General features: G+C 61.4%; 23 protein-coding genes. 7 read left to right on the top strand and 16 right to left on the bottom strand.

What is annotated here, in order from left to right; genetic code table 11:
- Positions 1-42: 42 nt before the first annotated feature.
- The 3 genes from minE to minC form a co-directional block, all read right to left on the bottom strand.
- Complete coding sequence (minE, locus tag JNL55_RS09405) at positions 43-300, bottom strand: cell division topological specificity factor MinE (protein ID WP_293852360.1); 258 nt, start codon at positions 298-300, stop codon at positions 43-45.
- A gap of 2 nt (positions 301-302) precedes the next feature.
- Positions 303-1115, bottom strand: a complete 813-nt coding sequence (gene minD / locus JNL55_RS09400; RefSeq protein WP_293852359.1) for a septum site-determining protein MinD — start codon at positions 1113-1115, stop codon at positions 303-305.
- An 81-nt stretch (positions 1116-1196) separates the two neighbouring features.
- Positions 1197-1946: a septum site-determining protein MinC gene (gene minC / locus JNL55_RS09395; protein ID WP_293852358.1), complete on the bottom strand. Its 750-nt coding sequence runs from the start codon at positions 1944-1946 to the stop codon at positions 1197-1199.
- A 193-nt stretch (positions 1947-2139) separates the two neighbouring features.
- Here minC and JNL55_RS09390 point away from each other — a divergent pair, with 193 nt between their 5' ends.
- Together JNL55_RS09390 and JNL55_RS09385 are read left to right on the top strand one after the other, a co-directional pair.
- Entirely contained in the window at positions 2140-2952 is an 813-nt protein-coding gene (locus JNL55_RS09390) for a 7-cyano-7-deazaguanine synthase (protein ID WP_293852357.1), read from the top strand.
- Between the two features lie 71 nt (positions 2953-3023).
- Positions 3024-3848, top strand: coding sequence for an isocitrate lyase/PEP mutase family protein (locus JNL55_RS09385; protein WP_293852356.1), 825 nt, complete (start codon positions 3024-3026; stop codon positions 3846-3848).
- A gap of 591 nt (positions 3849-4439) precedes the next feature.
- Here JNL55_RS09385 and JNL55_RS09380 read toward each other — a convergent pair.
- A complete protein-coding gene (locus JNL55_RS09380) occupies positions 4440-4913 on the bottom strand; it encodes a hypothetical protein (RefSeq protein WP_293852355.1) in 474 nt (157 codons plus the stop codon).
- A 31-nt stretch (positions 4914-4944) separates the two neighbouring features.
- Positions 4945-5304: a helix-turn-helix transcriptional regulator gene (locus JNL55_RS09375; RefSeq protein ID WP_293852354.1), complete on the bottom strand. Its 360-nt coding sequence runs from the start codon at positions 5302-5304 to the stop codon at positions 4945-4947.
- A gap of 173 nt (positions 5305-5477) precedes the next feature.
- Between JNL55_RS09375 and JNL55_RS09370 the strand changes: the two genes are divergently transcribed.
- Complete coding sequence (locus JNL55_RS09370) at positions 5478-6077, top strand: DUF6524 family protein (RefSeq protein ID WP_293852353.1); 600 nt, start codon at positions 5478-5480, stop codon at positions 6075-6077.
- Between the two features lie 12 nt (positions 6078-6089).
- Here JNL55_RS09370 and JNL55_RS09365 read toward each other — a convergent pair whose 3' ends face one another.
- From JNL55_RS09365 to JNL55_RS09315, 11 genes are all read right to left on the bottom strand, one after another.
- Entirely contained in the window at positions 6090-8189 is a 2100-nt protein-coding gene (locus tag JNL55_RS09365; protein WP_293852352.1) for a TonB-dependent receptor, read from the bottom strand.
- A 35-nt stretch (positions 8190-8224) separates the two neighbouring features.
- Entirely contained in the window at positions 8225-9328 is a 1104-nt protein-coding gene (locus JNL55_RS09360; RefSeq protein WP_293852351.1) for a DUF917 domain-containing protein, read from the bottom strand.
- Positions 9329-9330: 2 nt separating this feature from the next.
- On the bottom strand, positions 9331-10884 hold the full coding sequence (locus tag JNL55_RS09355) for a hydantoinase/oxoprolinase N-terminal domain-containing protein (protein WP_415923045.1): 1554 nt from the start codon (positions 10882-10884) through the stop codon (positions 9331-9333).
- 175 nt (positions 10885-11059) lie between these two features.
- On the bottom strand, positions 11060-13720 hold the full coding sequence (locus tag JNL55_RS09350) for a LuxR C-terminal-related transcriptional regulator (RefSeq protein WP_293852349.1): 2661 nt from the start codon (positions 13718-13720) through the stop codon (positions 11060-11062).
- A gap of 45 nt (positions 13721-13765) precedes the next feature.
- Positions 13766-15697, bottom strand: a complete 1932-nt coding sequence (locus tag JNL55_RS09345) for a glycoside hydrolase family 127 protein (protein ID WP_293852347.1) — start codon at positions 15695-15697, stop codon at positions 13766-13768.
- Positions 15667-17178, bottom strand: a complete 1512-nt coding sequence (locus tag JNL55_RS09340) for an alpha-N-arabinofuranosidase (RefSeq protein ID WP_293852345.1) — start codon at positions 17176-17178, stop codon at positions 15667-15669. Before JNL55_RS09340 ends, JNL55_RS09345 begins: the two co-directional genes overlap by 31 nt.
- An 18-nt stretch (positions 17179-17196) precedes the next feature.
- A complete protein-coding gene (locus JNL55_RS09335) occupies positions 17197-18507 on the bottom strand; it encodes an extracellular solute-binding protein (protein WP_293852343.1) in 1311 nt (436 codons plus the stop codon).
- The gene (locus JNL55_RS09330) at positions 18504-19352 is read right to left on the bottom strand and encodes a carbohydrate ABC transporter permease (protein WP_293852341.1); all 849 of its coding nucleotides are present in this window, start codon (positions 19350-19352) and stop codon (positions 18504-18506) included. Before JNL55_RS09330 ends, JNL55_RS09335 begins: the two co-directional genes overlap by 4 nt.
- Positions 19352-20329: a carbohydrate ABC transporter permease gene (locus JNL55_RS09325; RefSeq protein WP_293852339.1), complete on the bottom strand. Its 978-nt coding sequence runs from the start codon at positions 20327-20329 to the stop codon at positions 19352-19354. Before JNL55_RS09325 ends, JNL55_RS09330 begins: the two co-directional genes overlap by 1 nt.
- Positions 20283-21386, bottom strand: coding sequence for an ABC transporter ATP-binding protein (locus tag JNL55_RS09320; RefSeq protein WP_293852337.1), 1104 nt, complete (start codon positions 21384-21386; stop codon positions 20283-20285). Before JNL55_RS09320 ends, JNL55_RS09325 begins: the two co-directional genes overlap by 47 nt.
- 25 nt (positions 21387-21411) lie before the next feature.
- Positions 21412-22449 carry an arabinan endo-1,5-alpha-L-arabinosidase gene (locus JNL55_RS09315; RefSeq protein ID WP_293852335.1) on the bottom strand — a complete coding sequence of 346 codons (1038 nt, stop codon included), beginning with the start codon at positions 22447-22449 and terminating at the stop codon, positions 21412-21414.
- A gap of 217 nt (positions 22450-22666) precedes the next feature.
- Between JNL55_RS09315 and JNL55_RS09310 the strand changes: the two genes are divergently transcribed.
- The 4 genes from JNL55_RS09310 to JNL55_RS09295 all read left to right on the top strand — a co-directional run.
- Positions 22667-23443 carry a FadR/GntR family transcriptional regulator gene (locus tag JNL55_RS09310; RefSeq protein ID WP_293852333.1) on the top strand — a complete coding sequence of 259 codons (777 nt, stop codon included), beginning with the start codon at positions 22667-22669 and terminating at the stop codon, positions 23441-23443.
- Positions 23444-23681: 238 nt separating this feature from the next.
- A complete protein-coding gene (locus JNL55_RS09305; protein WP_293852331.1) occupies positions 23682-25262 on the top strand; it encodes an aldehyde dehydrogenase (NADP(+)) in 1581 nt (526 codons plus the stop codon).
- Entirely contained in the window at positions 25259-26251 is a 993-nt protein-coding gene (gene araD1 / locus JNL55_RS09300) for an AraD1 family protein (RefSeq protein WP_293852329.1), read from the top strand. The genes JNL55_RS09305 and araD1 overlap by 4 nt, the downstream gene beginning before the upstream one ends.
- 3 nt (positions 26252-26254) lie before the next feature.
- Positions 26255-26583, top strand: a 329-nt coding sequence (locus JNL55_RS09295) for a Gfo/Idh/MocA family protein (RefSeq protein WP_293852327.1), incomplete at its 3' end; no start/stop codon positions are given.

Raw genomic sequence — 26583 nt, 5'->3', positions numbered from 1 at the left:
GACGGGTACCTCCCTGTACCCGGTCCGGCAGCGGGGCAGGCCTCAGGCCTTGCCCTTCTCCGGCAGCGCCACGCTGAATTCCAGCACTTCGTGGCCGTCTTCCTTCTCGAGGTTGATCTGCACCGCCTCGGGGTCGACATTGATGTACTTACGAATGACTTCCATCAGTTCGCGCCGCAGGGTCGGCAGGTAATCCGGCCCACCGCGAGCGGAGCGTTCCTGAGCGACGATGATGCGCAACCGCTCCTTGGCTACGTTGGCAGTCGGCTGGGAGCGGCGAAAGAATGCTAGCAGTCCCATTCTCAACCTCCGAACATCCGGGCCAGGAAACCCTTCTTGGGCTCTTCCAGAAAGCGCAGCGGCACGCTGTCGCCCAACAGGCGAGCAACCGCATCCTCATAGGCCCGCGACACATCGCTCTCGTCGTTCAAGATCACCGGCGTGCCGGCGTTGGACGCCGACAGCACATCCGGCGACTCGGGAATCACGCCGACCACGTCCAGGCCAAGGATTTCCTTCACATCGTCCACGCTCATCATTTCGCCAGTGGCGACACGGCGCGGGCTGTAACGAGTCAGCAGCAGATGTTCCTTGACCTTTTCCTCGCCCTTCTCGGCTCGCTGCGTCTTGCTGGAGAGCAAGCCGAGGATGCGATCGGAATCGCGCACCGAGGAGACTTCGGGATTGACCACCACGACCGCGCGGTCGGCGTAGTACATGGCCAGGTGCGCGCCCTTCTCGATGCCGGCCGGCGAATCGCACAGGATGTAGTCGAAGCCTTCTTCGATCAGCTCGTCGAACACCTTGCGCACGCCTTCCACGGACAGCGCATCTTTGTCGCGCGTCTGCGAGGCGGCCAGCACGAACAGGGTTTCCAGACGTTTGTCCTTGATCAGCGCCTGCTTCAGGGTGCAATCGCCCTGGATGACGTTGACGAAGTCGTACACCACGCGCCGCTCGCAGCCCATGATCAGATCCAGATTGCGCAAGCCGATATCGAAGTCGATGACGGCAACCTTTTTCCCTCGGCGCGCCAGGCCGCATGCGACGCTGGCGGATGTGGTCGTCTTGCCGACGCCACCTTTGCCGGATGTCACAACGATGATTTCAGTCAAAGCGGGAGTCTCCCCTGAAACTAGAATAAGAAAGTCGAGAGCCGAGCGGGGCTCGAGGTTAGGACCGGCGCAGCGGGCACCTCAGCCACCGATGCGGGCGAAGCGCAGGTCATCGCCGTCCAGCCAGGCTTGCACCGGCTTGCCGACCAGCTCCGGCGGCAAGGTCTCGAACACCCGGAACACGCCGGCGATGGAAATCAGCTCGGCATGGAATTCCTGGCAAAACACGCGCGCCGTTACTTCGCCCCGGGCACCAGCCACGGCGCGACCACGCAACGTTCCATAGACATGAACGCAACCGTCGGCAATCACTTCGGCGCCGGCCCCCACCGTGGCAGTGACGACCAGATCCGAGTGGCGAGCGTACACACGCTGCCCCGAGCGCACCGGTTGATGCTGCATCAAGGACGGCGGATGCAAAACCGGCGGCTCGGCGGCCGGCGTCGCGGCCTTCGGCGCTTCTTTCACCACCGGAACCGGCGTGGCCTTGCCTTGCACGCGAAACTGCGTGAGCACCGGGACCTCGAGCGAACGCGCCAGCGAGTCCACCGCGGCCGTGCCATGCGCCAGTCCCACCGTCAGCATGCCGGCACGACGGACTGCGTCGAACACCGCGCGCAGCTCGGTCGCCGACGGCTCTTTTTCCAGCGCGCTCAAGTCCAAACACACAGCCGTGCGTTCGAAAAACTGCGGCGCCGACGCGACGCGACCGGTCAACTCATCCAGAATGGTGCCGGCATCGGTGGTGCGAATGCGCACCTGTGCCAGACCGACCTGGCCAAAACGGATTTCTACGGCTGGTTCTCGCACAGCTTCGACGGGTTTATTCATCGCGGAGGTTCGCACGGGCCAGGGGGATCTTGCCGGGGCGAAGTGTAACGGATGCTGCGGCCGCTGCGTGCGCCGATGCAAACTGTCGTGGCACATCGACAGTAGTTTTTTATATTTTGGGGGAACGACGGGCAGGCCCGGTTCGTCATGCCCTCAGTTCCGGGCACCGACCGCCCACTGCGAAAGAAGATTCATGGCACCGACGCCGCTACTCTGGACTGGGGGATGGGATTCCACCTTTCGGCTGCTCACGTTGCTGCTCCGTGAGCAGCGCGAAGTGCAGCCGTACTACGTCGTGGACAGCCTCGACTATCGACCGGCCGTGCCGGCCGAGCGCGAGGCGATGCGACTGATCCGTCAGGCATTGTTGAGACACCATCCCGATGCCGCTGTCAGGTTGGCCGACACCCGCGAATGCCGGTTGGCCGACATCGACGAGGACACCGAGACCGCGCGCTACTACGAGCGCTGCCTCGCCATCGGCTTCATCGGCGGGCAGTACGAATGGCTGGCCCGCTACTGCCGCCAGCACGACATCGACGGCATGGAGTTGTCCATTCACCGGGACGACAAGGCGCGCGAGTTGCTCGCCGAGCTGATCGCGCCCAGTCGCGACCGGCTCGATCCGCGCTTTGCCGGCGACTGTCGTTACGAGTTGTTCAAAACGTTCCATTTGCCGTTGTTCGATATGACCAAGCGGCAAATGCAGGCCGAGGCACGCGCTGGCGGCTTCGAGGAACTGATGCAGCTCACCTGGTTTTGTCACCGGCCCCGCCGGGGTCAACCTTGCGGGACCTGCAATCCCTGCATCTACACCATCGAAGAAGGGCTGGGCGAACGCGTGCCACTGCGCGGACGGCTGCGTTATCACCTCCGCGTGGTCCCGCGACTACGGCATTGGTTGGCGCGTCACCCGGAGCTGTACATGCGCGTGCGCGCGCTCTATCGCCGTTTGCGAGGAGCACCAGCGGTTGCGCGACCGAGAGCGCCCGCCACTGGTGCCTGACTGAGTTCCTGACAGCGGCTGACCGGTTTTCGGCGTACGGTGACGCCGAACATGAACCTGGAGACGTCGCAATGACTGCCCCTCAGAAAGACCAAGCCGCCGCGTTCCGAGCGCTGCACGAGCAGCCGCGAGCGTTCGTGATCGCCAACGCCTGGGATGCTGGGTCGGCGCAATTGCTCGCCGGCATGGGCTTTCCGGCTATCGCGACGTCGAGTGCCGCCTCGGCGGGTACGCTGGGGCGACGAGACGGCAAAATCACCCGAGACGAAGCGTTGGCTCATGCCCGAGCGCTGATTGCTGCTGTGGATGTGCCGGTGTCCGGGGATTTGGAGAATGGGTTTGGGCATGCACCGGATCATGTCGCCGAGACCATTCGGCTGGCTGTCCAGGCCGGGCTGGCTGGCGGCTCCATCGAAGATCACACCGGCGATGCCAGCCGGCCCATCTATGATTTCGAGCAATCTGTTGATCGAGTGGCGGCGGCGGTGGCAACGGTCAGGTCGCTGAACACGCCGTTTGTGTTGACGGCTCGCTGCGAAAACTTTCTGCATGGTCATCCGGATATGGACGATACGATCCGGCGGTTGCAGGCTTTTGAGCAGGCTGGCGCCGATGTGTTGTTTGCTCCTGGCCTGCCTGACTTGAAAGCGGTGCGTGCGGTGTGTTCTTCGCTTTCCAAGCCTGTGAACTTCATGGTTGGTATTCCTGGGCGGTCCTTCAGTGTGCTCGAGCTCGAGCAAGCCGGCGTTCGCAGAATTAGCTTGGCGACTTCGTTGCATCGGGCGGCGATGAGTGGGCTGTATAACGCCGCTTTGGAGATTCGTGAGAAAGGAACGTTTGAGTTCCTGAATGGGTTGGTGAGCCCTAAGGAACTCGGAAAGCACCTGCGAGGATAGTTAGATCTCCGCGCGAGACTCGGCGGCCGCCCGGAATGGCGGCTCCGCCCGGAATGGCGGCTCCGCCCGGAATGGCGGCTCCGCCCGGCGCTGGCGGGGAGGTCTCTCCTCCCGGCAACGCGCATAGCCCTTCACCGCGCCAGCGCGGCCGTTGCTTCACGTCCCTGTGGCGCTCAGAAAACGACCTCCCTGTCGTTTTATGTGCCGGGAGGAGAGACCTCCCCGCCAGCGCCCAACGTCAACTTGGCTTTCCGGCCTGGAAGAGATGCAGCGCCCAACGTCAGCTAAATTTTCTGGCCTGGAAACAGTCTCTCTGCGTGCGCTCAATGTCAGCTGGATTTTCTGGCCTGCAAGAGACCTTTTGACGAGCCTCAGCCTCCTCTCAGTTTTCTCCCTGCAAAACTTCTTTGCGAGCCCCCAACGCTGAATAGGGCTTATCTCAAAAGGAGATCGACACAGGGGGTTGTAGCCGAGTTTGGGATCGCCCCGCGTTGGCGGGGCAATCCCATTGGGCAACGTTATTTGCCGCTCAACACTTTCTCTGTTTCTTCCGCCGAAAGCGGCTGACCAAGTGTAATGGTCGGGCATGGCTCAATGACGGCGACGCAGGTGTCGCGTCAACAAGTCATGTAACTTTCCTTGCGTGAGCGTGGCTCGCGCTTCGTAGTAGCGAGCCGTTTTTTCCGGATCTTCTTCACGCAGCGCCGGTCGTTTCTTATGCGCCGATGCGCGGCGACGACCTTGCAACAGGAAGGCGATCTCCGCACCGACCTGCAACGATGCATCGTCACCGAGAACGCTCGCGACCATGACCACGCCCGATTGTGAGAAAGCGAGCGACGGCCGTGCGTTCGAGCGACGCCGCCCTTTCGGCGCAGCCACTTTGAAATAGCTGTTCCGCGGCAGCTCCCACAGCTTGGCGCCGATGCGGTCGTACATCGCCCGCACGCCGATGCCAAACAGCGCGGCCAGATCGGAGTCCTTGATCGTCTTGTAGCCATCCACATAGACGATGAGCGCCGTCACCTTGGCGACGTCGACTCGCAGAACCTTACGCTTGGTCATGCGACACCTCCGTCGCATGCCACGCTGGCGATCAGGCGTTGCCGGCCTCGAGCGTATCGATGATCCGAATCACGAAGCGTTGCTGAGTCTTGCTGAGCTTTTGCAAGCGCTCCGCATGACGTAGCGCGCGCGGTGACACTCGACCCTTGGGCACTCGCGCCGGCCGGGACATGCCGACCAGCTCTTGCACCGGGATCAGGAACACCTTGGCGATCTTGGTCAGAATCAGCACCGACACCCGGCGCTCGCCAAGCTCGTAAGCAAACACCGCTTGCTGAGACACACCGATGGCGGTCGCCAGCTCGGCTTGGGTCATGCCTCGCGCTTTGCGCAGCAGCGCAATGTGCGAGCCCAGCGCCCGGAAGTAATTTCGACTTTCTTGCTTGATCACGATTCCAAGCTTCCATTGTTTTTGTCCCTGTCATTGTATTAATCCCATCTTAGGATATTTCAGCCAACCTACCTGACGTGTGCTGCGCCTAACATTCGTTCGTGGAGACGAGCAAAGAGCTTTCGCGAAGTTTTTGCCATGAGCAGTGCGACAGATTTGTTTCGCAGCCTGCCATGGTCATTTCTGCCCAGGTGGAGGCAAAAATCGGTTTTTTGCGCAAATCGGCGCCGACCCGAAGCGATGAGGTTGTCTCTGCAACTGCGTGGGAGCGCGCTCAGGGGGAGTTGCGCGGCGCTTCACACGGCACGCTGCGTCGCGGATACTGCGCACTTTCAGGGCTCGAGGACGGCCAAGTGAACGATCTGAGTTTCGGCGGATTCCTGCTGCGCGCGGTGCTGTCGTTGCTACTGGTGCTGTTGACCTTCAACCCCAGCGGCTACTCGTACGTCCATCTAGTGGCCGACGGGTTCCCAAGCATTAGCCCAGTAGAGGCCGTGCTCGGCATCCTGTTGCTGATCGGCTGGATCGTGTTTCTCGGCGCCACCCTCAAATCCATCGGGCTGGTCGGCATGGTGCTGGCGTTCGCGCTGTGCGCCGCGCTGATCTGGATGATCGTGTCGTGGGGCTGGGTGAGCCTGGAGAACACCAGCGCACTGACCTGGATCGGCCTGGTGGTATTGGCGCTGATCATGGCCATCGGCATGGCCTGGGCCCATCTCTACCGTCGCTGGACCGGCCAGGCGACGGTAGATGAGGTCAAGGAAGGCCAGTAACCAGCTCGATAGCTAGAACTGGTACTTCAGCTCGATGCCGTAGGTGTCGGGTGAGGATGGCGAGCCGATATCTACGCCAGGGGCACCGAACTCGACTGCATTGAAGTCCTGCCAATAAAACTCATCGAGCACGTTGCGACCCCAAGCGGTGGCGGTCCAGCGGTCGTTGCCGATGGAGACGCGCAGGTCGAGCATGTTCACCGGATCGCGCACGTCGACATTGTCCGGATGCCAGTACTTCTTGCCCCAGCGTCCGTAATCGACGCGAATGGTGCCGGTGAGCGAACCGAGCGGCACTTCCAACTGACTGCCGAATGAGAACGTCGACTTCTGCGTCTTCGGCGTGCGATTACCGCGTTCGACCGGGACCGTGAGCGACTGATCGAACGCCTTGATGTCGGAGTCCAGCAAGCCGACGGCACCGAGCAACGTCCAGTAGCGCGTGGCCTGCACCTGCCACTCCAGCTCGGCGCCGGTGAATTCCACCTTGTCCAGATTGTCGATGACTTGCGCGCCGCCTTGATCGAAGTCGAGATAGAAGAACTGATAATCCTCGCTGCGCGAACGGAACACCGCCGCGTTCAACCGCAGCCGATCGTTCCACCAGGTCGACTTGTAACCCACTTCGTAGTTCTGCAACGTCTCCGCATCGAACGGCCGCCCACCCACACCATTGAAACCGCCGGAGCGGAAGCCGGTGGCGTAAGTGGCATAGATCAAATGGTCGTCATTGAGCTTGTGATCGATCACGACCCGAGGCTGCACGTCGCTGAACGACTTACTACGCGTCGGCCGCGACGGGATGGTCGCGTTGGTTTGCTCGCGCTCGTCCCGGTCGTAACGCAATGACACACCAATCGTCGTGCGATCCGTGATGTCGTAGTCCACCTGTGCGAACGCCGAGTACGCGTCGTTATCGTTCTCTTCGCCGTTGGAGATCAACGGAATGCCTGGAATACCCGGGATCAGCAAGTTCGCAATGGTTTGCAGATCGCGTTCGGTGGACAGATAGAAGCCCCCGACGATCCAGCGCAATGGCTGATTGTCCGGCGATGCCAGCCGCACTTCCTGACTCAACAAAGTCACATCCAGAATCTGCCGCTGATCCGCCTGGGGGCCGAGACCGAAAATGCCGGCGGGACAATCGATGGGATTACAGAAATCCAAGTCGCCGTAGTAGTCCTCGGTGAGATCGGTGTAGCCAGTGATCGCCGTGAGCGTGCCGATGCCGGTGCGCCAATCGAGCTTCACTGTGGCATCGCTGATCTCTCGCGCGCTGCGACCCAGAATGTCGGAACGTGGCAGCACTTGACGATTGGCATTGCCGGAGAGCGCCGGATTCATGGACGCATCCATCACCGCGCCGCCGTCGATATCCGAGAACGAGCCGCGCACATCGATGGTCAGCGAATCCGTCGGCAGGATCATGAAGCGGGCGCGAACATCCTTGGACTCATAGAAGTCGACCTTCTCGCGCAAGAACACGTTCTCGATGTTGCCGTCGCTGTCCTTGTAAGCGCCAGACAGACGAAACAACACTTTGTCTTGCACGATCGGGCCGGACAGTGCGCCGCTGGCAGACTTCGAATTGCCCGAGCTGAGCCCGACCTGCGCCCAACCGTCGAACTCGTTGGACGGCTCACGCGTGACGATGTTGATGGCGCCACCGATGGCATTGCGCCCATACAACGCGCCCTGTGGGCCTTTCAGCACTTCGATGCGTTCGACATCGAACAGCTCCATGCGCAGCTGCTTCTGACTGTTTTGCGGCACACCGTCGACCACGATGGCGACCGGCGAGTCGGCATTGTTGATCTGCGCCACGCCGCGCACGGAGACGAAGCTATTGCCGACGGTGAACGATTCGTCGTAAGTGACGTTCGGCGTCATCGGCAGAACATCTCGCGTGCTGGCGATGCCACGCGCTTCGATCTCAGCGGCGGTGAATGCAGTGACGGCAACAGGCACGTCCTGCAAACGCTCGGCGCGACGCTGCGCCGTAACCGTCACTTCTTCCAACATCAAATCGTCATTCGTGCTCTGATCCGCGGCCAGGCCAGGTTGGCTCAAGAGCATGGCCGCCAGGGCCGCGAGTGAGTATTGCTGATTCATGATGGCTCCCCGAACTTTTGTTGTCATGCTGTTGGTCATGTCGGCGCGGCGATGGACCCTGCTTCAATAGGAATGAAGGGCTCATCGAAACCGAACGCACGCGGCCCCCAAACCTCTAGCGCGCGCTCGCTGCGCATGATGGGCGGCACGCTCGCTCCCACCACCTTCACTCGCTGACCGTATTTCAGGTTCTCGGTGGTGATGGGCTCGGCCGTCTCGCGATCCAGAATGGAAATCAGATCCGGCACGATGGCAAGCGTGCGACCGTCGGCACGGGCGCGCAGATATTCGTTGCGGAAAGTAACCTCGACCCGATGGCGACCGGTGAAGTCCTCGATGACGGCGTGGCCGATCGCCCAGCCACGCAGCGTCTCGCGTTTGAGGTCGACGATCTTGCCGTCGAACAGCCGGCGACAATGTTTGTAGTACTCGGTGCTGCGCAGATACGCGAACAGGCTCTCGAACGGTTCGCGCTGTTCCTTGCGCGCTTGGCCGATTGCGCGACCAATGCCGAGCGCCAGGCTGAGCGTGTCGCGAATCGCACATTCCTTTACCGCGCGTCCGCTCATCGGATACAGCGCCATCATGCACAGACCGCCCATCGGCACGACGATAGGACGCGCGAGTCGCTCGACGCGCAGGTTGTCGTCGGATTCGATCATGACCACGTCGCCGTTCTCGTCCGTCATCGCCAGCGGCGCGCTACGTTGTCCGAAGATATTGAAGCTCACCATCTGCAGCTCGGGGAACGCGCGACCCATGCCATCAGCATCGACCACCGGCAAGCCAAGATGCGCGGCCATCGCAACTGGATACAGCGCGTTGAGGCCACCGATCTCGGCGCTCATGATCGCCGTGGCTTTGCGACCGAGCCGTTTCTCCAAGGTACGCAGCACGCGCTCGCCTTCGGCGAATCCGAGAATCTTTTCGACGATGACGGTGGGCGCCCCCATGCCAGCGATGGGAATCACCAGCGCGTCGTCGTCCAGCTCATCGACCGAAATCACCTGCGTGGTCGGTGACCGTTTCAGCGCTTGTTCGAGCAGCAAACGACCGATGTATGGGTCGCCGCCACCACCGGTGCCGAGGAAGGCCGCGCCGCGAGCGAAATCATGGGTATCAGATAGCTCGATGCGCATACTCAAACTCCCAACCCGGCGAGTTCGCCGATGGCTTTCACTCGAACGCGCACCGCACCTCCTGGCAGGTACTGCAACGGCAACTCTTCGACATCGGCGATCTGCACCGTGGCGCTGTCGGCGCCGGCCGCGATGGCCTTGTTAGTTGCATCCGCACGCGCACGCGCGAGCGCTGCATCTCGTCCCAACTGTTCGTAGGAATAAACTTGGTCGACTTCGCCGCTCACCTGCGCGATGGCCGCGCCGATGGCGTTCGCGACGCCGGCTTGATTTGGAATGATGACCTTGGCCGCACCTCGCAACTTGGTCGGCGCCAAGATGCTACCGCCGCCGACGAGCACGACCGGCACGGCGCTCGATGAAGTCTTCATGCGATCGATGGCGTCTTCGATCATCGTGCCGATGCGCTGGAGCGCTTGCTTGACCTGATGCGCATCGAGGCCTTTTACGGCCGCCGGATCGCCCACCGTCGCGATGCCGCCAGCGACTGCGATGTCCGTCGCCGTCAGCGTCGCACCGCCGAACACCAACCCTTCGCTGCGCAATTTGAAACCGACCGAGTCGGGACCGACAGTCACAGTCTCGCCGGTTTGCCGCACTCGACTGCCGCCACCGAGACCAATGGAAAGCACATCGGGCATGCGAAAGTTGGTGCGAACCCCGCCGACATCGACAGCGATCGAACTCTCGCGTGGCAAGCCACCGGCCAGCACGCCGACATCGGTGGTGGTGCCGCCGATGTCGACCACGATGCAATCGTCCAGCCCGGTGAGAAATCCGCCGCCGCGAATGCTGTTGGTCGGCCCAGAGGCGAAGGTCAGCACCGGATAGCGAGACGCGACCTGCGGCGGCATCAATGTGCCGTCGTTCTGACTCACATACAGCGGGCAGTGGATGTCCAACGCGGCTAGCGCCTCACTGAACGAGCGCACCACGTCGCCGGCCATCGCCGACAACGAAGCATTCATGATGGCTGCATTCTCGCGTTCGATCAGACCGATGCGGCCCAACTCGTGAGACAGCGTGATCTGTGCGTCGGGGATGACTTCGAGCACGATGTCACGAGCGAACTGCTCTTGACCATCGTTCACCGGCGCGAACACCGAGGAGATGGCGACGGCTCGCGCACCGGCGTCGCGAATCGCTTTCGCAGCGCTGAGAATTTCCTGGCGCACCGGCTCGGCGATCTGACTGCCATCGTAGTTGTAACCGCCGCGAACAACATACGCCGGTCCTGCAACGACCTCGCGCAACCGATCTGGCCAATCGGCGAATGGCGGCAAGCTGGTGGTGGCCGGCGCGGCCAAGCGGATCACCCCAACCTTGGCCAACGAACGGGCTTGCACGAATGCGTTGGTGAAATGCGTCGTGCCGATCATCACCGCGCCGATGTCGGCGCCGCGAGCTTCAGCCTGCCGCAATACTTCGGTCAGCGCGGCTCGAATGCCCGAGCCTACATCCGCCGTCGTGGGCGACTTACAGGCGGCCCGCACTTCGCGGCCGAACATGACGACCGCGTCCGTGTTGGTGCCGCCCACGTCGATACCGATACGCAGTAGAGGTGTTTTCATGCCCGGTCATTAAGAGATCCGGGCGGCTCGGTGACAAGCCAGTGTCGGGTAGGCAGGCTCGACGCCGGCGGGTAGGGCCCTACCCGTCGCTATCCTTGCAACGCACGCACCGCCTCGGCCCTGGAGGTAACGCCGAGCTTCGCCCTCTCCCCCACCACTCCTATGCGCGCAACGCGCGCACAGCCTCAGTTCTCGAGGTAACTCCGAGCTTGGTGAAAATATTCTTCAGGTGAAACTTGATCGTGTTATCCGACACTTGCAGCGCTCGGGCAATGGCCTTGTTAGTCAGCCCCTGAGCCAACAAGCGCAGCACCGCTTGCTCTCGTTCACTCAACGCCGCCACGTCGGCGTCACTGCCCCGCTGCTGCCAATCCGCCACGATGGAATTGATGAACAAATCTCGCACCCGTGGCAGCCGCGCCTCGGCATCGGAAATCGTCTGAGCTTGGGCCAGCGGCAACAACGCCGGCCCGATATCTCGAAACAGCTGCCGATGGCCTTCAAACATCGCCAGGCTGACGGCTGCATCGAACTCCTGCCTCGCGCTCCAGCGCTCACCCAACGAGTGCAACGCCTGCGCTCGCAGAGTCAGCGCTTCGATGTGAACTCGCCAATGACCGGCCGCTTTGGTCACCTCAATCAACGGAGCCAACAATGCCAGCGCGGCCGTTGGTTGTTGTCGCTGCAGCTCGAGACCGGCCAGCGCCAGCTGTCGGCGGAACCGAACGCGCGGCGACTGACCGACCGCCAGTCGTGCACGTGTGGCAGCCTCCAGTTGCATGACTGCGGTTGTGTCGCTCTCCCCCGCTGCCGTTCGCTCACGCAATTCAAGCACGTCAGCAAACTCTTCGAGCCGGCCGATATCTCGCGCCGCCGCCGTGGTCCGAACACGGTCAACCACAGCCAACGCCGCGCTGAGGCCGCCTCGTCTGCGCGCCATCGCGGCGGAGACGTCGTAACTTCGCGCCAGCAACTCGTACCAACTCTCGCCCAACTCCATCGCGACCAGGCCCGGCGACAGCAGCGCTTCCGACTCTTCCACCTCACCCTTCTCATACAACGCGACGCCGAGCATGCAAGCGGCGACGGCTTCGGTTTCTGTATTGGGACCGGTGGTGTCGCGAGCCAGATGCCAAGCTTGTCGAAGCATTGCTTCGGCATCGCGCAGACGCCCACTTTCCAACAGCGCGCATCCTTGATGCACGTAACAGAACACTTCACCGAAGATCGAGCTTTGACTGCGATAGTGACGAACCGCGTCGTCACCCACCGCCAGCGCCGCCGGCAGATCACCGGCCTCGAAATACATGGCACACAGAATGTTTCCGTAGGTCGCCAGCAGCACGTGCTGATCCTGCGGTAGTTGTGCCGATCGCGCTGCCAGCGCTACGCATTCGTCGAGTGTGACTGGCGCATCCTCGTAGCGCGCCACACACGCTTCGATAATGGCGGCATCGAATTGCATCATCGAGTCCGCGGTTGGATGCGGCTCCAGATGCGACAATTCCTTGCGCGCTTCGGTGACTTTGCCTTGCTTGCCCAGCATCAGGATCCAGGCCAGGTGCGAGCGGCGGAATTTCCTGAGCACGCTGACCGGAATGCGAGTGAGGGCGTTGCGCGCCAGGCCGATGTTGCCTGTTACAACCAGCCACCAGCCGCCGGCGCGCTCGAACAGGCCGGCCAGCAGATCTTCGTCGCCGGTGGCGAGTGCGTGCCTTACCGCTTCGGCGTGCAGACCTGCGTCGAAGAACCATTCCGCGGCGGCACGATGTAACGATGTTTCGTTGTCGGGCGCGTCGCTGCGTAGTTCCGCGAGCGCGGTGTCGCTGAGCAAGCGGTGATATCGGAGCCAGCGTTCGCCACCGTCCCAGTGATTCACTAGCAGGTCTTTGCGCTCCAACGCTGCGATGATCTCGTCGACGTTTTGATCGGGACACAGCGCGGCGGCGAGATCGCGAGAGAAGCGGTCGACGACGCAGGTTCGTCGCAGGAACTCACGCTGTTTCGGATCGAGGCTGCGAAGAATTTGTTCGGTGAGATAGCCGCGAAGATCGGTGCCTGGGTTAGCGAGGGCCGCAAGCACTCGTTCGGCTCGCCAGCCTGCGCCTAACCATTGGCGAACGGTGGCAAGTGCGATGGCCCAGCCGTCGGCACCACTCGATAGCCGATTCAATTCTTCGTCACTCAGGCTCGCCACGCCGGGGTTGAGCATGCGGCGGGCTTCTTCATCGGTGAATCTCAGTTCGTCTGCGCTGATCTCCAGTCGTGCTTCGGCGCTGCGTACTTTCTCGTTGGGGAGCGAAGGCCTTGCGCGGCCGGCGACTATGAAACTGATACGGGCGCCGAGTGTGTCGATCAATTTCGCTAACGCAGGGCCAACTGTGTCGACACGAGGGCGATGACCGGCGAGACGGTGATAGTCATCGATGATCACGACCGTTCGTGCGGTTGAGCGTTCGATTGCGCCGGTCAGCGCGGCCACGATCGATGTCACAGGCACGTCCGGGAATCCGCGGGCAGCCGCAGGGCCGAGATGTCCGACTTCGATGCCGCTCGCTTCTAAGGCAGCGGTTAGATATGCGAAGAACTGCAGCGGCTCCGCGTCGTCTTCGTCCACTGAGAGCCAGGCCACACGGACGTTTTGATTCCGCAGGCAGCGCGCCCATTCGGCCAGCAAACTGGTTTTGCCAAACCCGGCCGGCGCGTGCACGAGCGTGAGCCGCGCCTTGAGCAGCGCAGGCAGCCGTTTCCGCAGGCGATGCCTGGGAATGAGCCGATCCGTCGGCGCCGGCGGTTCCAGTTTGGTACGGATCAGCCACATGGCACGGTCAGTAATACCGCAACCCGCGGCCCAGGTCGATATGGGTCAGCGGTTCGTTGCCTGCTTGGCCGGCGTCGTCTTCCAATAGACGGTGTAGCGCTGGTAATCCAGCTCATGGAATGGCCGAAGCGTGATTTCTTGGCGCGGCGAGTCGGTGATCAGGGTGAAGGCCAGCGCGCCGGGCACTCGACGCAGTCCGGCGGCGAGCTGCTGCGAATCTCCGGCAAGCATCGGCACGACGACCGGCTCAACTTTCAAGTTCGCGGCCTGTTCCTTCGCGTAAGGCACAGTCTCGCTCAATGGCGCGGGCCCGAGATCGCCGGCCAACACCACCGGCCCATACACGAACGCAAACTGATCCGTCGTCCCATGCAGTGACTCCGTCCGCACCGACATGGGAATAGTCACATCGAGCACATCGCCCTGCTTCCACTGCCGCTGCACAGTCGCATACGAACCTGGCTTTGCTTCAACTGCGACCTTCTTACCGTTCAAAGCCAAAGTCGCAGCACCCGTCGCCCACGAGGGCACACGAACCCTCAGGGCCAACGCCGCAGCCGGCGCCTTGCTCACGGTAAGCGAGGTCCGATTCTCAACGGGGTACGCAGTCCGCTGCTGCAACTCCAAGCCTCTCTCTTCCCACCGCAATACCGACGGAATGAACAAATTCACATACACCGCATCCGACGCATGAAAATAAATTGCCGCCCCATACTTGGTGTGATTCTCCATGCCACTGCCCACACAACACCAAAACGAATCGTGCGGCGTACTGAAGGTCTTGAAGTGCCCCGGCTGCAAGGACATGAAATACGTGAACATCCCTTGCTTCGGTTCCTGAGAGGCCAGGATGTGGTTGTACAACGCCCTCTCCTCGAAGTCCGCGTACTCCACCTGCGGCTGCCAACCGAACAACCGTTCCGTGAGCCGGAGCATGTTATAGGTGTTGCAGGTCTCCGCCGTCGCGGCACTCAGATGCTCTGACGCAGAAGCAGGCGGAAAGAAAAACTCACCGTCGCTGTTTCCGCCGATGGCCCATGAGTGATTGCGTACCACCGCTTTCCAGAAGTTCTCCGCGATGGATCGTCCTTCCGACTGATCTGCCACTTCATAGCCACGGGCAGCGCCGATGACCTTTGGGATCTGAGTATTGGCATGCTTGCCCGGTAACTCATCGCGGCCAGCGAGTAGGGGATCGAGGATGGCGCGATGCTCGAAACGCTGCGCGACCTTTAAGTAGCGGTCATCTTGGGTTAGTCCATAGATATCGAACAGCACCTCGCGCATGCCACCGTGCTCAACTTCGAGCATGATCTGTTGTTGCTGCGGACTGAGGCCGGCGGTAACGTCAGCTACGAAGTTGGCCAATTTGAGGGTTACATCTTTGGCTTGAGCGCTCTCGCCGAGCGTCCAGGCATCACGCAGACCGGCGAGGACTTTGTGCTGCGTGTACCAGGGCACCCAGGCGCCGTTCTTGAAAAAGAAATGATCTTTGATTTCGACTTTGCCTTGCTTGAACCCACGCAGAGTTTCGATCTCCAGCTCTGGCAGAGCGCCGACGTAACCATCACCGTAGGCCTGCTGAGCCTCGGTCATTTCCCCGATGATGTAGTCGAGCCGCTTCTTGAAGCGCTGATCGTGAGTGGCAGCGTACTGTTGAGATAAGGCAGTCAGGTAGTGGCCCAAGGTGTGACCAGCGATGCCCTGCGACTCCCAGCCACCATACAACTCGCCCTTCGGCTGCAGCCCGGCGTACTTGCGAGTGTTGTGAAGTAAGCGATCCGCGTCGAGGCTGAGCAGATAGGCAGCGTTACGCTCCATCGCTTGCTTGAACGGACTGTCGAGCAACTCGACGTCACCCAAGCCGAAGGCTTTGACGGCCGGCGCTGCATTCGCCGCCACGCCAATCAGCATCAAACTGCCCAGCAACACAGCCCGAAGAAAGTTCATGTCGGCGTCGTCACGATGACGTTCCATGACAGCGGCTTCAACTTCGCGCTGACCACGCCTTTGGCAATCGAAACGTCGGTGCGATTCACCGGCGTCACGGCATTCGGTGCCACCTTGCTATTGATGGCCTTCAGATCCCCATGATGCAGCTCACTCGCAATCGCCACCTTGCGACCCTCACCCAAGCCGCGCAGCTCCACGTCCAGCTGCATCTCATCGCTGGTGCTCCGATTTAGCGCCAGGACAGTGACCGCCCCGCTCTCCTCGTCATGAATCACACTGGCCAACAACAACGACGCAGCCGGATGCGTCTTGGTAGAAAAAGTATCGGCCTGAATCTTGGCCCGCAGCACCTGACCCCGCGCATGACGCGACGCCTGAGCGAACGGATGAAAAATCGTCTGACGCCAGGCCGCCCCACCCGTCTCAGTCATGATCGGCCCGATTACATTGACCAGCTGCGCCAAACAGGCGGCCTTCACCCGATCGGCATTGTTGATCATGGTGATCAAAGCCCCGCCAACGACCAGCGCATCCTCGAAGTTGTAGATCTCTTCGATCAGCGGCGGCGCCTCCGGCCAGCCCGGCTTGCGCAGGTCGGCTGGCGTGTGCGCCTTGTACCAAACATTCCACTCATCCAACGACAACATGATGCGCTTGGGCGAGCGCCGCTTGGCCGCCACGGCATCGCCAATAGCAGCGACTTCCTTGATGAAATAGTCCAGATCTTCGATGACCGTGAAATAGTCCTTGATGTCGTTACTGTCATTCCGGAAGTAGGCATGCAACGAGATGTAGTCGACCTCGTTGAAGCAATGATCGAGCACCTCGTATTCCCAAGCGCCATAGGTCGGCATGGCGCGCTGTGAGGAACCGCAGGCGGCGAGCTGTAGATCGCCGTCCACCCAACGCATGACCTTGGCCGTCTCCTGCGCGATGCGTCCGTATTCCTGCGCAGTCTTGCGGCAGATCTGCCAAGGGCCATCCATTTCATTGCCCAAACACCAAAACTTGATTCCATGCGGCTGCTCGTAGCCGTGTGCACGACGCAGGTCCGAGTAGTGAGTGCCACCGGGATGATTGCAGTACTCGAGCAAGTGGCGCGCCTCGTCCGGGCCGCGCGTGCCGAGATTCACAGCAAACATCGGCTCGACCTTGGCCGTGCGACACCAATCGATGAACTCATTGGTGCCGAACTCGTTGGTCTCGGTCGAGCCCCAGGCCAGATCCAAGCGCGTCGGCCGTTGCTCCTTGGGCCCGACACCGTCTTCCCAGTTGTAGCCCGACAAAAAATTGCCGCCCGGATAACGCACGATGGTCGGGCCGAGCTCGCGTGTCAGCTCGAGCACGTCCTGACGAAAACCGTCCTGGTCGGCGGTGGGATGGCCCGGCTCATAGATGCCGCCGTATACGCAACGGCCCATGTGTTCGACGAACGTGCCGAACACCCGGCGGTCCAAAGCAGAGATGACAAAGTCACGATCGACGACGATGCGCGAAGTGAGCATGGCAGTGGTCCAGATGAACTACAAAAGATGAAACAGCAGATCGTTGACGCGAGACTCGGCATCTGCGAGCGCGGCGTCGACGGACTTGTGGCCAGTAATGGCGGCAGCCATTTCCTCGCCGATGATGTCTTGGACGGCAAACTGACGTTGCACGGCCGACGGCAACGGCATGCCGGTCGACGACAGCTTGGCTATTTCGCTTCGATGAGGCAGCGCGTTGAAGCGCTCGCTCTCGATGATGGGCTGAAACGACGGCAGATGACCGGTGCGCGACCATTCATAGTCGTTGGCGGCGAGGAACTTCAGCAGACGGAAGATCGCATCACGCTGCTCAGGCGTGCGCTTCTTCGTCGGCATCACCCACGCATGACCATCGATGAAAGTCGCGTCGCGGCCCGAGTAGAGCTGCGGGAACGGCATGACTGAGTAGCCCTTCGAAAGCGGTCGACCGGATTTACGAGCCTCGGCATCGAAGTCGCCGATCAACCAGGTGCCCACCAAGTACACGCCGCCAGCGCCATTGATGAAGCCGTTGGTCGCGGCGGCGTAGTCCTGATTCTTGGTGGTGAGATCCTCGGCATAGATCTGCCGGAACAACTCGACGACTTGCTTGGCCTCGGGCGACTGCAGATGCACCTGCTGTGGATTCGCGAAGAAGTCCACGTTCTGCTGCATCAACAGCGTGTACAGGTTTCGCGTGTACGAAGCCCGTTCATTGGCGAGCGATTGCACCAGATACGGCTTGCCGGTGGTCTGTTTGAACTGACGCGCATGTGCCAGCAATTCTTCGGGGCTGCGCGGCAAGATGGGTCTGCCATCCTTCACCAAGCCGGCTTGTCGAAAATAGTTCATGTTGATGTGCCACAGCGGCGCCCAGTTATCGATGGGCATGCCGTAGATGTCGCCCTCTTTGCTCACACCAGCACGACTGGCCGGCGTGAACGCGTCCGGATCCACGCCCACGGCGCGCAGCTCTTTGCCGATGGGTTCGAGCAGCTTTCTCGATTGATAATCCGGAATCGCCGACAGATGCATGGTCACCAGATCGGGTGGATCGCCGGCCGCGAGCTGCGCGGCCAATTGGTTATATCCAGGCCAAGCGACCGGACTGACGCGCACACGGACGTCAGGATTCTCGGCGCTGAACTTGTTGATCAGCGTCGTCATGATCCCGCACTCGCCCTCGGCCTTATCGATGTCGATGCGTGAGCCGTACTCTGCCTTGCAGGTACCGAAGAAACGCTGCACGACGATTTCATTCGGCGCCTGGCGAACACCGCAGCTCGCGAGCACGACGCAGCTCAGCAGCGTTGCAAGCGCGCGCTTCATGTAGCCGCCCCGGACACCGCGCGCACGATGTACTTCTGGAAGAACATGTACACGATCAGTATGGGCAGCGACGCAAACACCGCCTGCGCCATCAAGTAGCCGAGCCCAGCCGACTCGGCGAAGTTCATCTGCGTGGACGCAATACCGACGGTGAGCGTGTACATCTGCTCGTTGGTGCCCGACACCAGCGGCCACCAATAGTCGTTCCACGCGTGCAGGAACGTGAAGATTCCCAGCGTCGCCTGAGCCGGTAAAGTCATCGGCAACAACACGCGCCAGAAAATCTTGAAGCGCGAGGCATTGTCCAGCATGGCGGCCTCATCGACTTCGACGGGAATGGCCTTGAAGTACTGAGTCATCAAGAACACACCGAACGGTGCCGACATGCCCGGCAACATCAAGCCCGGATAGGTGTTGTGCAGGTTCAGAGCGCTGAACAGCTGATGGCGCACCAGGATCACAGCCTGCTCGGGAATCGCCAGGCCGAACAGCACCAGGATGAAAATCACATTACGTCCGGGAAATTCCAACCGCGCGAAGCCGTAGCCAGCCAGCGATGACAACGCGAGCACACCGACGCTCATGCCGACCGACACGATGATGCTATTGAGCAGCCAGCGGAACACGCCTGAGCCGATCAAGATGTCGTAGTAGTTCTTCAGCGTCCACGGCGCTTTCAAGACCGAGTTAGTGTCGACCAGCAACTCGGCATTGCTCTTCACCGACAAGCCGACCGCCCACAGCATGGGCATGACCATGACGACGGCCAGCGCAATGGTCGCAGTGAGAATCAAGCGATCGCCAAAGCCTCGGCCCACGGCACCTGATGCGAACTGAGTCGTCATCAGAACGCCTCCTTACGACGCGCAACCAGATACTGCGCGAACGCCGCGATGGCGATGAGGCCGAACAGGACCTGTCCGGCCGCGATCGCGTAGCCCACGTCCCAGCGATTGAAGCCCACTTCGAATATGAACAGCACCAGCGGCCGGGACGCATTATTCGGCCCGCCCTGAGTCATCAAGTACGCCTGACCGAACAGCTGGAACTGCAACACCACTTCGATGATCACGACCAGCGCGAAGGTGCGTCGGATCGAGGGCAACGTGACGTGCCAAAGCGTCTTCCAGCGGCCGGCGTGGTCGAGCGCCGCAGCTTCATACAACTCGCGCGGCACCTGCTGTAACGCCGCCAGGAACAGCATCATTGGCAACCCGATGCACCACCAGATCGTGGTGATCGCAATGGCCGGCAGCGCCAGCTTCGCATCGCTGAGGAATGCGACCGGTGTGCGGTCGAAGGCTTGCAACACATTCGACAGGAAACCGCCGTCGGGCGCGAACACCACTCGCCACAGCAGCGTCACGATGGTCACGGACAACACCGACGAGGAAAAGAACACGCCGCGTAAGAACGCTGCCGTGCGCGTTTGGCGATTCAGTGCCAGCGCCAAGCCCAAGCCAATCAGCGCCAGCGCCGGCACGGTGAGCAGAATGAAATAGAACGTGTTGCCGACTGCGCCGACAAACACCTTGTCGTTGGACAGGCGAACGAAGTTCTCGAAACCGACGAATCGACTGCCGCCGAAGAAGTCGGCCTTGTGCAAGCTCAACCAGAAGCCAGCGAACAGCGGATAGACCAACAACGTCACATACAGAAATAAAAACGGTGCCACATAGAGCAAGTGACTCCAGCGACTGTGCTGCGAACCGGCGCGTGCAGGTTGGACGCGTTCCTGACCGAGATTGCCCAGCTGACCTGCCGCCGCGCTCACATCAGACTCCCGCGTCCGGCACAGCGTGATGACCACGGTCTTGGTCATCGAACAAGTGCGCACCGCTACCGTCGAACTTCACGCCCACGCGATCGTTGAGCGCGACGCGACTGTTGCCGACATCTTCGGCGACGACGGTGCTGCCATCCGACAGGCGCACATACACGAGCGTTCTATCGCCCAGCCGTTCGACGAAGTGCGCAACGCCAGCGGTATCGCCTTGCCCGACCGCGCAGATATCCAACGACTCGGCGCGAATCCCTAGCTTGAATGCGCTCGACGTGGGCAGCGCCGACTTCTCGATACGAGTGGCCACAGTCGCACCATCCGGCAAGCGAACGGACACGAAGCCGTTAGCGCCATCGCTCAACTCCACCGGCGCGAAGTTCATGGCCGGCGTCCCGACGAAGCTGGCGACGAACGCAGTCGCCGGCCGCGAATAGATTTCCATGGGCGTGCCGATCTGTTCGATCTTGCGGTTGTTCATCACCACGATGCGGTGAGCCAGCGTCATGGCCTCGACTTGATCGTGCGTCACGAACACCATCGCCGCATCGACGCGCTGATGAAGCTGCGCGATCTCCAACCGAGTTCGAACCCGAAGCGCGGCGTCGAGATTGGACAGCGGCTCATCGAACAGAAACAAATGTGGCTCTTTGACGATGGCCCGTCCGATGGCCACGCGTTGGCGTTGGCCACCGGAAATCTGCCCGGGCTTGCGCTCCAGCAGATGCTCGATCTCCAGCATCTTGGCCGCGGCGGCGACGCGCTTGTCGATCTCGACCTCGGGCAAACGAACGTTACGCAGGCCGAACGACATGTTCTCCCGCACCGACATGTGTGGATACAACGCGTAGTGCTGAAACACCATCGCGACGCGCCTTTCACCCGGCGCCAGCTGATCCACACGCCGGTCGCCGATCCAGATTTCGCCGGCATCCACCGACTCCAGGCCGGCAATCATGCGTAGCAACGTCGACTTACCGCAGCCGGACGGCCCCAGGAACACCATGAACTCGCGCGGCCGGATGCTCAGCGACACATTGTCGATGACGGTGGCCGCGCCGAAAGTCTTGGTGACGTTTTTGAGCTCGATACCAGGCATGAGTGGTGCTGCTGATAGTTGCTAGTTACGCCTGCACGACCGGCCATCCGTCAGCCGTCCATTCGATTCGCGAGATACGCAGCGTCGGGCGTCCGTCATGCTCGGCGTCGTACGCGTGATAAACCAGATAGTCCGTATCGCCGTCGCGCAGCACCGCCTGATGACCAGGGCCGCGAAAGCGTCGATTGCCCTGAAGCACCACTGTGCCGTAACCGTCCAGTTGCGATTTGCCGTCGCGCCCGACGTATGGGCCAGTGACATCGCGCGAACGTCCAACCACGATGTAGTAGGAGCTACTCGCGCCTCGACAGCAATAGTCGAACGAGGTGAATAAATAGTAGTAGCCGCCGCGCTCTATCATGAACGGCGCTTCGATTGCGCCCGGCGCTTTCTCTGGCGCAGGCCGCGACGCGAGGGAGTATTTGCGCGTGTCGTTCGGCGTCCGCTGGCCGGTGGCCGGATCGAGCGGCAACAGTTTGATGCCGCTCCAGAAGCTGCCCAGCGACAACCAATGATTGCCGTCGCGATCGATCAGATGATTGGCATCGATGGCATTGAAGTCGTCGCCGCGCTGGGATTCCACCACCAGGCCGCGATCCTCCCATTTGAAATCTTTCGAACCGCGATCCAGCGTCTTGTTGGTTACCAAGCCGATGACCGAGCGATTCGAGCCGAACGTGGAACACGAGTAGTAAAGGTGATAGCGCCCGTTGAAGTACGCGATATCGGGAGCCCACGTGCCGCGCGTCCCGGGCACCGCGTCCTGCGCCCACTTCGGGATGGTTTCGAACACCCGGCCATGCAGCGTCCACGTGATCAAATCTTTGGAGGTGCGCCAGGGTAAGAGACCCGTGGGATCCTGAGCTTGGCCGGTGCAGAACAGGTGATAAGTGTCACCTTGCTTGATGATGCAGGGATCGTGAACGGGCGAGATGTCGCCGATGAGCCGATCATTGAGAACCCATTCGGCATCACGGGCCGCGCTCCACGCTTTGCCGCTAAAGCCAAGCGCCGCCCCCATCAACGCCGACGCGCGCAACAGGTCGCGCCTGTGCATACTCATTGTTCTCTTATAACTCAGACAATTAATGGTAGCCAGTTTCCATTTGTCAGGCAAATGCTGGAAGGTCATTCTGCGTTGGCCGAGGCCGCTCGGCGCGAGTCCCGCTGCTAAATCGCCGGGGAGAGCGTAATCCGCGGTCGGCGTGCGTAAACTACCGGCCCAGCGCTGGCCACCGGCACCGGGACTTGGCCGCTGCCCGCGTTTGAGGAAATCATCGATGTCGAGCAAAAAATCTGCCGCCGCGAGGGCCAACGCAAAGGCGCGACGCAAGTCTCTGCGACTGCATGGGACCATCGCGCGGGATCTCGGAGTGCTGATAGTTTCCGGTCGCTACAAGCCGGGCGACATCCTCAATGGTGAGATCGATGCGAGCGATCGCTTGCAGGTGTCGCGCACCGCCTATCGCGAGGCCGTCCGCATTCTGGCCGCCAAAGGCCTGGTCGAATCGCGGCCCAAAGTCGGCACGCGCGTGAGTCCGCAAGCGCGCTGGCACATGCTGGATCCGGATGTGCTGTCGTGGATTTTCGAGTTCGAGCCCGACGACACCCTGCTCTCCAACCTGTTCGAGTTACGCAAAATCGTCGAGCCCGAAGCGGCCGCGCTGGCGGCTCTGCGCCGAACCGATGAAGAGCTGCAAGCCATGGAGACAGCGCTGCAGGGCATGGCTACGCACACCTTGGCCAGCGAAGCCGGCCGACTGGCGGACCAGGATTTTCATTCGGCCATGCTGCGTGCCAGCGGCAATGCCTTCATCGTGTCGTTGACCAGCGGCGTGGGCGCCGCGGTGTCCTGGACGACCATCTACAAGCAGCGCCAGAATCCCCTGCGGCGCGACCCGATTCCCGATCACCAGAAGGTCTACGAAGCTGTCAAAGCCGCCGATCCCAAGGCCGCGCACGCAGCGATGTTGAACCTGGTGGAGCTCGCGCAGCTGGACACCACCAACTCGCGCAAGCCCGTCAAAGCCAAAGTCGCCAACGCCGCTCGCAGCTGAGCGTTGCGCTCGTAAGTTACTAGCCGGCAAGCAATTTGCCGGCCTTGCTCGCCACCGCTCCCGGCCTTTTTACTGCTCCGCCTTGTTGTCCGGCGGCGCCAGTGCCTTAATCCCTCCTGCGCGTGGTAACGCTACCTTCCACGCCTCTGCCGCTGTGGCCGCCGCCGATTGCTCGGTACGACGCAGTGAGATATTGTCTGAGTATTAAACGACACCAAGTTTTCGCGGAGACTCTCCCATGCCTCTGACCGGCCAACTGTTCATCGGTCGCGAACGCGTCGCGACCGCTGCGACTTTTCGCGCAGCCAACCCCACGACCGCCTCCCATCTCGACACGGATTTCAGCTCCGCCGGCCCTGCTGAAGTGAGCCGCGCTTGCGAGTTGGCCAGCCAGGCTTTCGATCAGTACCGTGCGCTCGATAGCGAAACTCGTGCGAAATTTCTGGAGACCATCGCCGATCGCATCCTGGCGCTGGGCGATGAGTTGCTCGAACGCGCGAATGCCGAGTCGGGTTTGCCACTGGCTCGTTTGACGGGCGAGCGCGGTCGCACCATCGGTCAGTTGCGTCTGTTCGCCGATGAGCTGCGCAAAGGCGGTTGGTTGGGCATTCGCATCGATCCGGCGTTGCCGGAGCGCAAACCGTTGCCGCGCGCCGATCTGCGTCAGCGAAAAATTGCTGTGGGCCCCGTCGCCGTGTTCGGTGCCAGCAACTTCCCGCTCGCTTTCTCAGTAGCCGGTGGCGATACCGCCTCCGCGCTTGCGGCCGGTTGTCCAGTTGTAGTGAAAGGTCATCCGGCGCATCCGGGGACGAGTGAGTTGGTCGCGCAGGCCATCACTGAAGCCGTCGCTCAATGCGGCCTGCATCCCGGTGTGTTCTCACTGTTGAATGGCGACACGCGTGAACTCGGCGCTGCATTGGTCGCCGATCCTCGCATCAAGGCTGTCGGCTTCACCGGTTCGCGTGCCGGTGGTCTGGCACTGATGAAGATCGCAGCGGCACGCCCTGAACCGATTCCTGTGTATGCCGAGATGAGCAGCATCAATCCGGTGTTGTTACTGCCCGGCGCTCTCGCTGCTCGTGCCGAAGCGCTCGGCAAAGAATTCGTCGGCTCACTCACCCTGGGCTCGGGACAGTTCTGCACCAACCCCGGCTTGGTATTCGCGCTAGAGGGCCCGCACGTCGATACATTCATCGCGTCCGCCACCGCTGCGCTCGGCGGCGCCGCTCCTCAGGTCATGCTGACGGCCGGCATCTTCGATGCGTATCAGAAAGGCGTCGATCGTCTCGCGAACAACACAGCGGTGAAGACGATTGCGCGCGGTGGCGACACTCAAGGCAAGAACTGCGGCCGTGGCGCTTTGTTCTCCGTGCCGGCCAGCGCTTTGACACATGAGATTGCCGAGGAAGTGTTCGGCGCGTCGTCAGTCATCGTTCGCTGTGCCAACGAAACAGAGTTGGTCGAGGCGTTGGAAAAGCTGGAAGGCCAGCTCACTGCGACCTTGCATGTCACTGAAGAAGACTACGCGTTGGCGCTGAGCGTGATTCCGACGCTGGAGCGCAAAGCAGGCCGCATCCTTGCCAACGGCTGGCCCACCGGCGTCGAAGTGTCGAGCGCCATGGTTCACGGCGGCCCGTTCCCGGCAACCTCCGACGGCCGCACCACTTCGGTGGGCACGCTGGCCATCGAACGTTTCCTGCGCCCGGTGTGCTACCAGGACATTCCAGATGCGTTACTGCCGCACGTTCTACGGCGCGGCAATCAATCTTCGCTGCCGCATCGAGTCGACGGCGTCTACCAGACCGGAGCTCACAGATGAGTTTGCGTTTGATCCAGGTGCGCGCTGCCGACGGGCAGCGCTTCGTCGTCGCCGTCGATGCTGACGGCGTCGCACGTAAGCTCAAGAACTGCACCAGCACGTATGAGCTGGCGCAGACGGCGTTGACCGGTGGCACCACCTTGGCCAGTTGCGTGGCTGCGCGCCTGTCCGATCAACGAGTGGATCTCGAGGAACTGCAGACGTGGAATCGTTTGCTGCCGCCCATCGATCATCCCGATCCGGCGCACCTGTATCTCACCGGCACCGGCCTCACGCATCTCGGCTCGGCCGAAGGGCGCGACAAGATGCACAAGGCCGCGGCCGGCGGCACACTCACCGATTCCATGCGCATGTTCAACATGGGCTTGGAAGGCGGCAAACCCGCCGCCGGTGAGGTGGGCGTGCAGCCTGAATGGTTCTACAAAGGCGACGGCTCGTGCGTCGTCGGCACAGGTGCAGCATTGCCTTCCCCTGACTTCGCAAAGGACGGCAGCGAAGAGCCGGAAATCGCAGGCATCTACCTCATCGACGCCACCGGCAATCCACGTCGCCTCGGCTTCTGTCTGGCCAACGAGTTCTCGGATCACATCACCGAGCGCGGCAACTATCTTTGGTTGGCGCATTCCAAGCTGCGTCATGCAGCGCTCGGTGCTGAGTTGCTCACCGGCGAATTGCCTAACGACGTGCGAGGCATGAGCCGCGTCATTCGCGATGGCAAAACATTATGGGAAAAGCCGTTCCTCACCGGCGAAGCCAACATGTCCCACACCCTCGCCAACCTCGAGCAGCATCATTTCAAATATCGTTTGTTCCGCCGCCCCGGCGACGTGCACGTGCATTTCTACGGTACGGCCACGCTGTCGTTCTCGGAAGGCATTCAAACGCGCGACGGCGATGTATTCGAGATTCAGGCGCCGCCGTTCAGTCTGCCGCTGCGTAATCCGCTGGCGCGCAGCGAATCGCCCAGTGTTGGTGTCCAGGCGCTGTAACTCATGAGCCCGATCAAACTCGCCATCGTCGGCCTGGGCAAGATCGCGCGCGATCAACATCTGCCTGCGTTGGCCTCCAATCCCAACTACAAACTGGTGGCGGTCGCCAGCCCGAACAACAAACTCGATGGCGTGCCCAGCTATCCCGACCTCGAAACTGCGTTGCGCGAGCAGCCGGAGATCGAAGCGGTGTCGTTGTGTTGCACGCCGCAGGTTCGTTACGAGATCGCGCGGTTCGCGTTGGAACAGAATCTCCACGTGATGCTGGAGAAGCCGCCGGGCGCGACGTTGAATGAAGTCGCCGCGTTGGTAGATCTGGCACAACAGAAGCA

The organism is Steroidobacter sp., from assembly GCF_016790065.1.
GTDB lineage: Bacteria > Pseudomonadota > Gammaproteobacteria > Steroidobacterales > Steroidobacteraceae > Steroidobacter.
This window is presented reverse-complemented; position numbering and strand designations above follow the sequence as displayed.

What these genes read in the sequence shown, in the direction of transcription:
- minE (WP_293852360.1), bottom strand. Translation starts at nt 300, where the DNA reads ATGGGACTGCTAGCATTCTTTCGCCGCTCCCAGCCGACTGCCAACGTA.
- minC (WP_293852358.1), bottom strand. Translation starts at nt 1,946, where the DNA reads ATGAATAAACCCGTCGAAGCTGTGCGAGAACCAGCCGTAGAAATCCGT.
- JNL55_RS09390 (WP_293852357.1), top strand. Translation starts at nt 2,140, where the DNA reads ATGGCACCGACGCCGCTACTCTGGACTGGGGGATGGGATTCCACCTTT.
- JNL55_RS09385 (WP_293852356.1), top strand. Translation starts at nt 3,024, where the DNA reads ATGACTGCCCCTCAGAAAGACCAAGCCGCCGCGTTCCGAGCGCTGCAC.
- JNL55_RS09380 (WP_293852355.1), bottom strand. Translation starts at nt 4,913, where the DNA reads ATGACCAAGCGTAAGGTTCTGCGAGTCGACGTCGCCAAGGTGACGGCG.
- JNL55_RS09370 (WP_293852353.1), top strand. Translation starts at nt 5,478, where the DNA reads ATGGTCATTTCTGCCCAGGTGGAGGCAAAAATCGGTTTTTTGCGCAAA.
- JNL55_RS09365 (WP_293852352.1), bottom strand. Translation starts at nt 8,189, where the DNA reads ATGAATCAGCAATACTCACTCGCGGCCCTGGCGGCCATGCTCTTGAGC.
- JNL55_RS09360 (WP_293852351.1), bottom strand. Translation starts at nt 9,328, where the DNA reads ATGCGCATCGAGCTATCTGATACCCATGATTTCGCTCGCGGCGCGGCC.
- JNL55_RS09350 (WP_293852349.1), bottom strand. Translation starts at nt 13,720, where the DNA reads ATGTGGCTGATCCGTACCAAACTGGAACCGCCGGCGCCGACGGATCGG.
- JNL55_RS09345 (WP_293852347.1), bottom strand. Translation starts at nt 15,697, where the DNA reads ATGGAACGTCATCGTGACGACGCCGACATGAACTTTCTTCGGGCTGTG.
- JNL55_RS09340 (WP_293852345.1), bottom strand. Translation starts at nt 17,178, where the DNA reads ATGCTCACTTCGCGCATCGTCGTCGATCGTGACTTTGTCATCTCTGCT.
- JNL55_RS09335 (WP_293852343.1), bottom strand. Translation starts at nt 18,507, where the DNA reads ATGAAGCGCGCGCTTGCAACGCTGCTGAGCTGCGTCGTGCTCGCGAGC.
- JNL55_RS09330 (WP_293852341.1), bottom strand. Translation starts at nt 19,352, where the DNA reads ATGACGACTCAGTTCGCATCAGGTGCCGTGGGCCGAGGCTTTGGCGAT.
- JNL55_RS09325 (WP_293852339.1), bottom strand. Translation starts at nt 20,329, where the DNA reads ATGACCAAGACCGTGGTCATCACGCTGTGCCGGACGCGGGAGTCTGAT.
- JNL55_RS09320 (WP_293852337.1), bottom strand. Translation starts at nt 21,386, where the DNA reads ATGCCTGGTATCGAGCTCAAAAACGTCACCAAGACTTTCGGCGCGGCC.
- JNL55_RS09315 (WP_293852335.1), bottom strand. Translation starts at nt 22,449, where the DNA reads ATGAGTATGCACAGGCGCGACCTGTTGCGCGCGTCGGCGTTGATGGGG.
- JNL55_RS09310 (WP_293852333.1), top strand. Translation starts at nt 22,667, where the DNA reads ATGTCGAGCAAAAAATCTGCCGCCGCGAGGGCCAACGCAAAGGCGCGA.
- JNL55_RS09305 (WP_293852331.1), top strand. Translation starts at nt 23,682, where the DNA reads ATGCCTCTGACCGGCCAACTGTTCATCGGTCGCGAACGCGTCGCGACC.
- araD1 (WP_293852329.1), top strand. Translation starts at nt 25,259, where the DNA reads ATGAGTTTGCGTTTGATCCAGGTGCGCGCTGCCGACGGGCAGCGCTTC.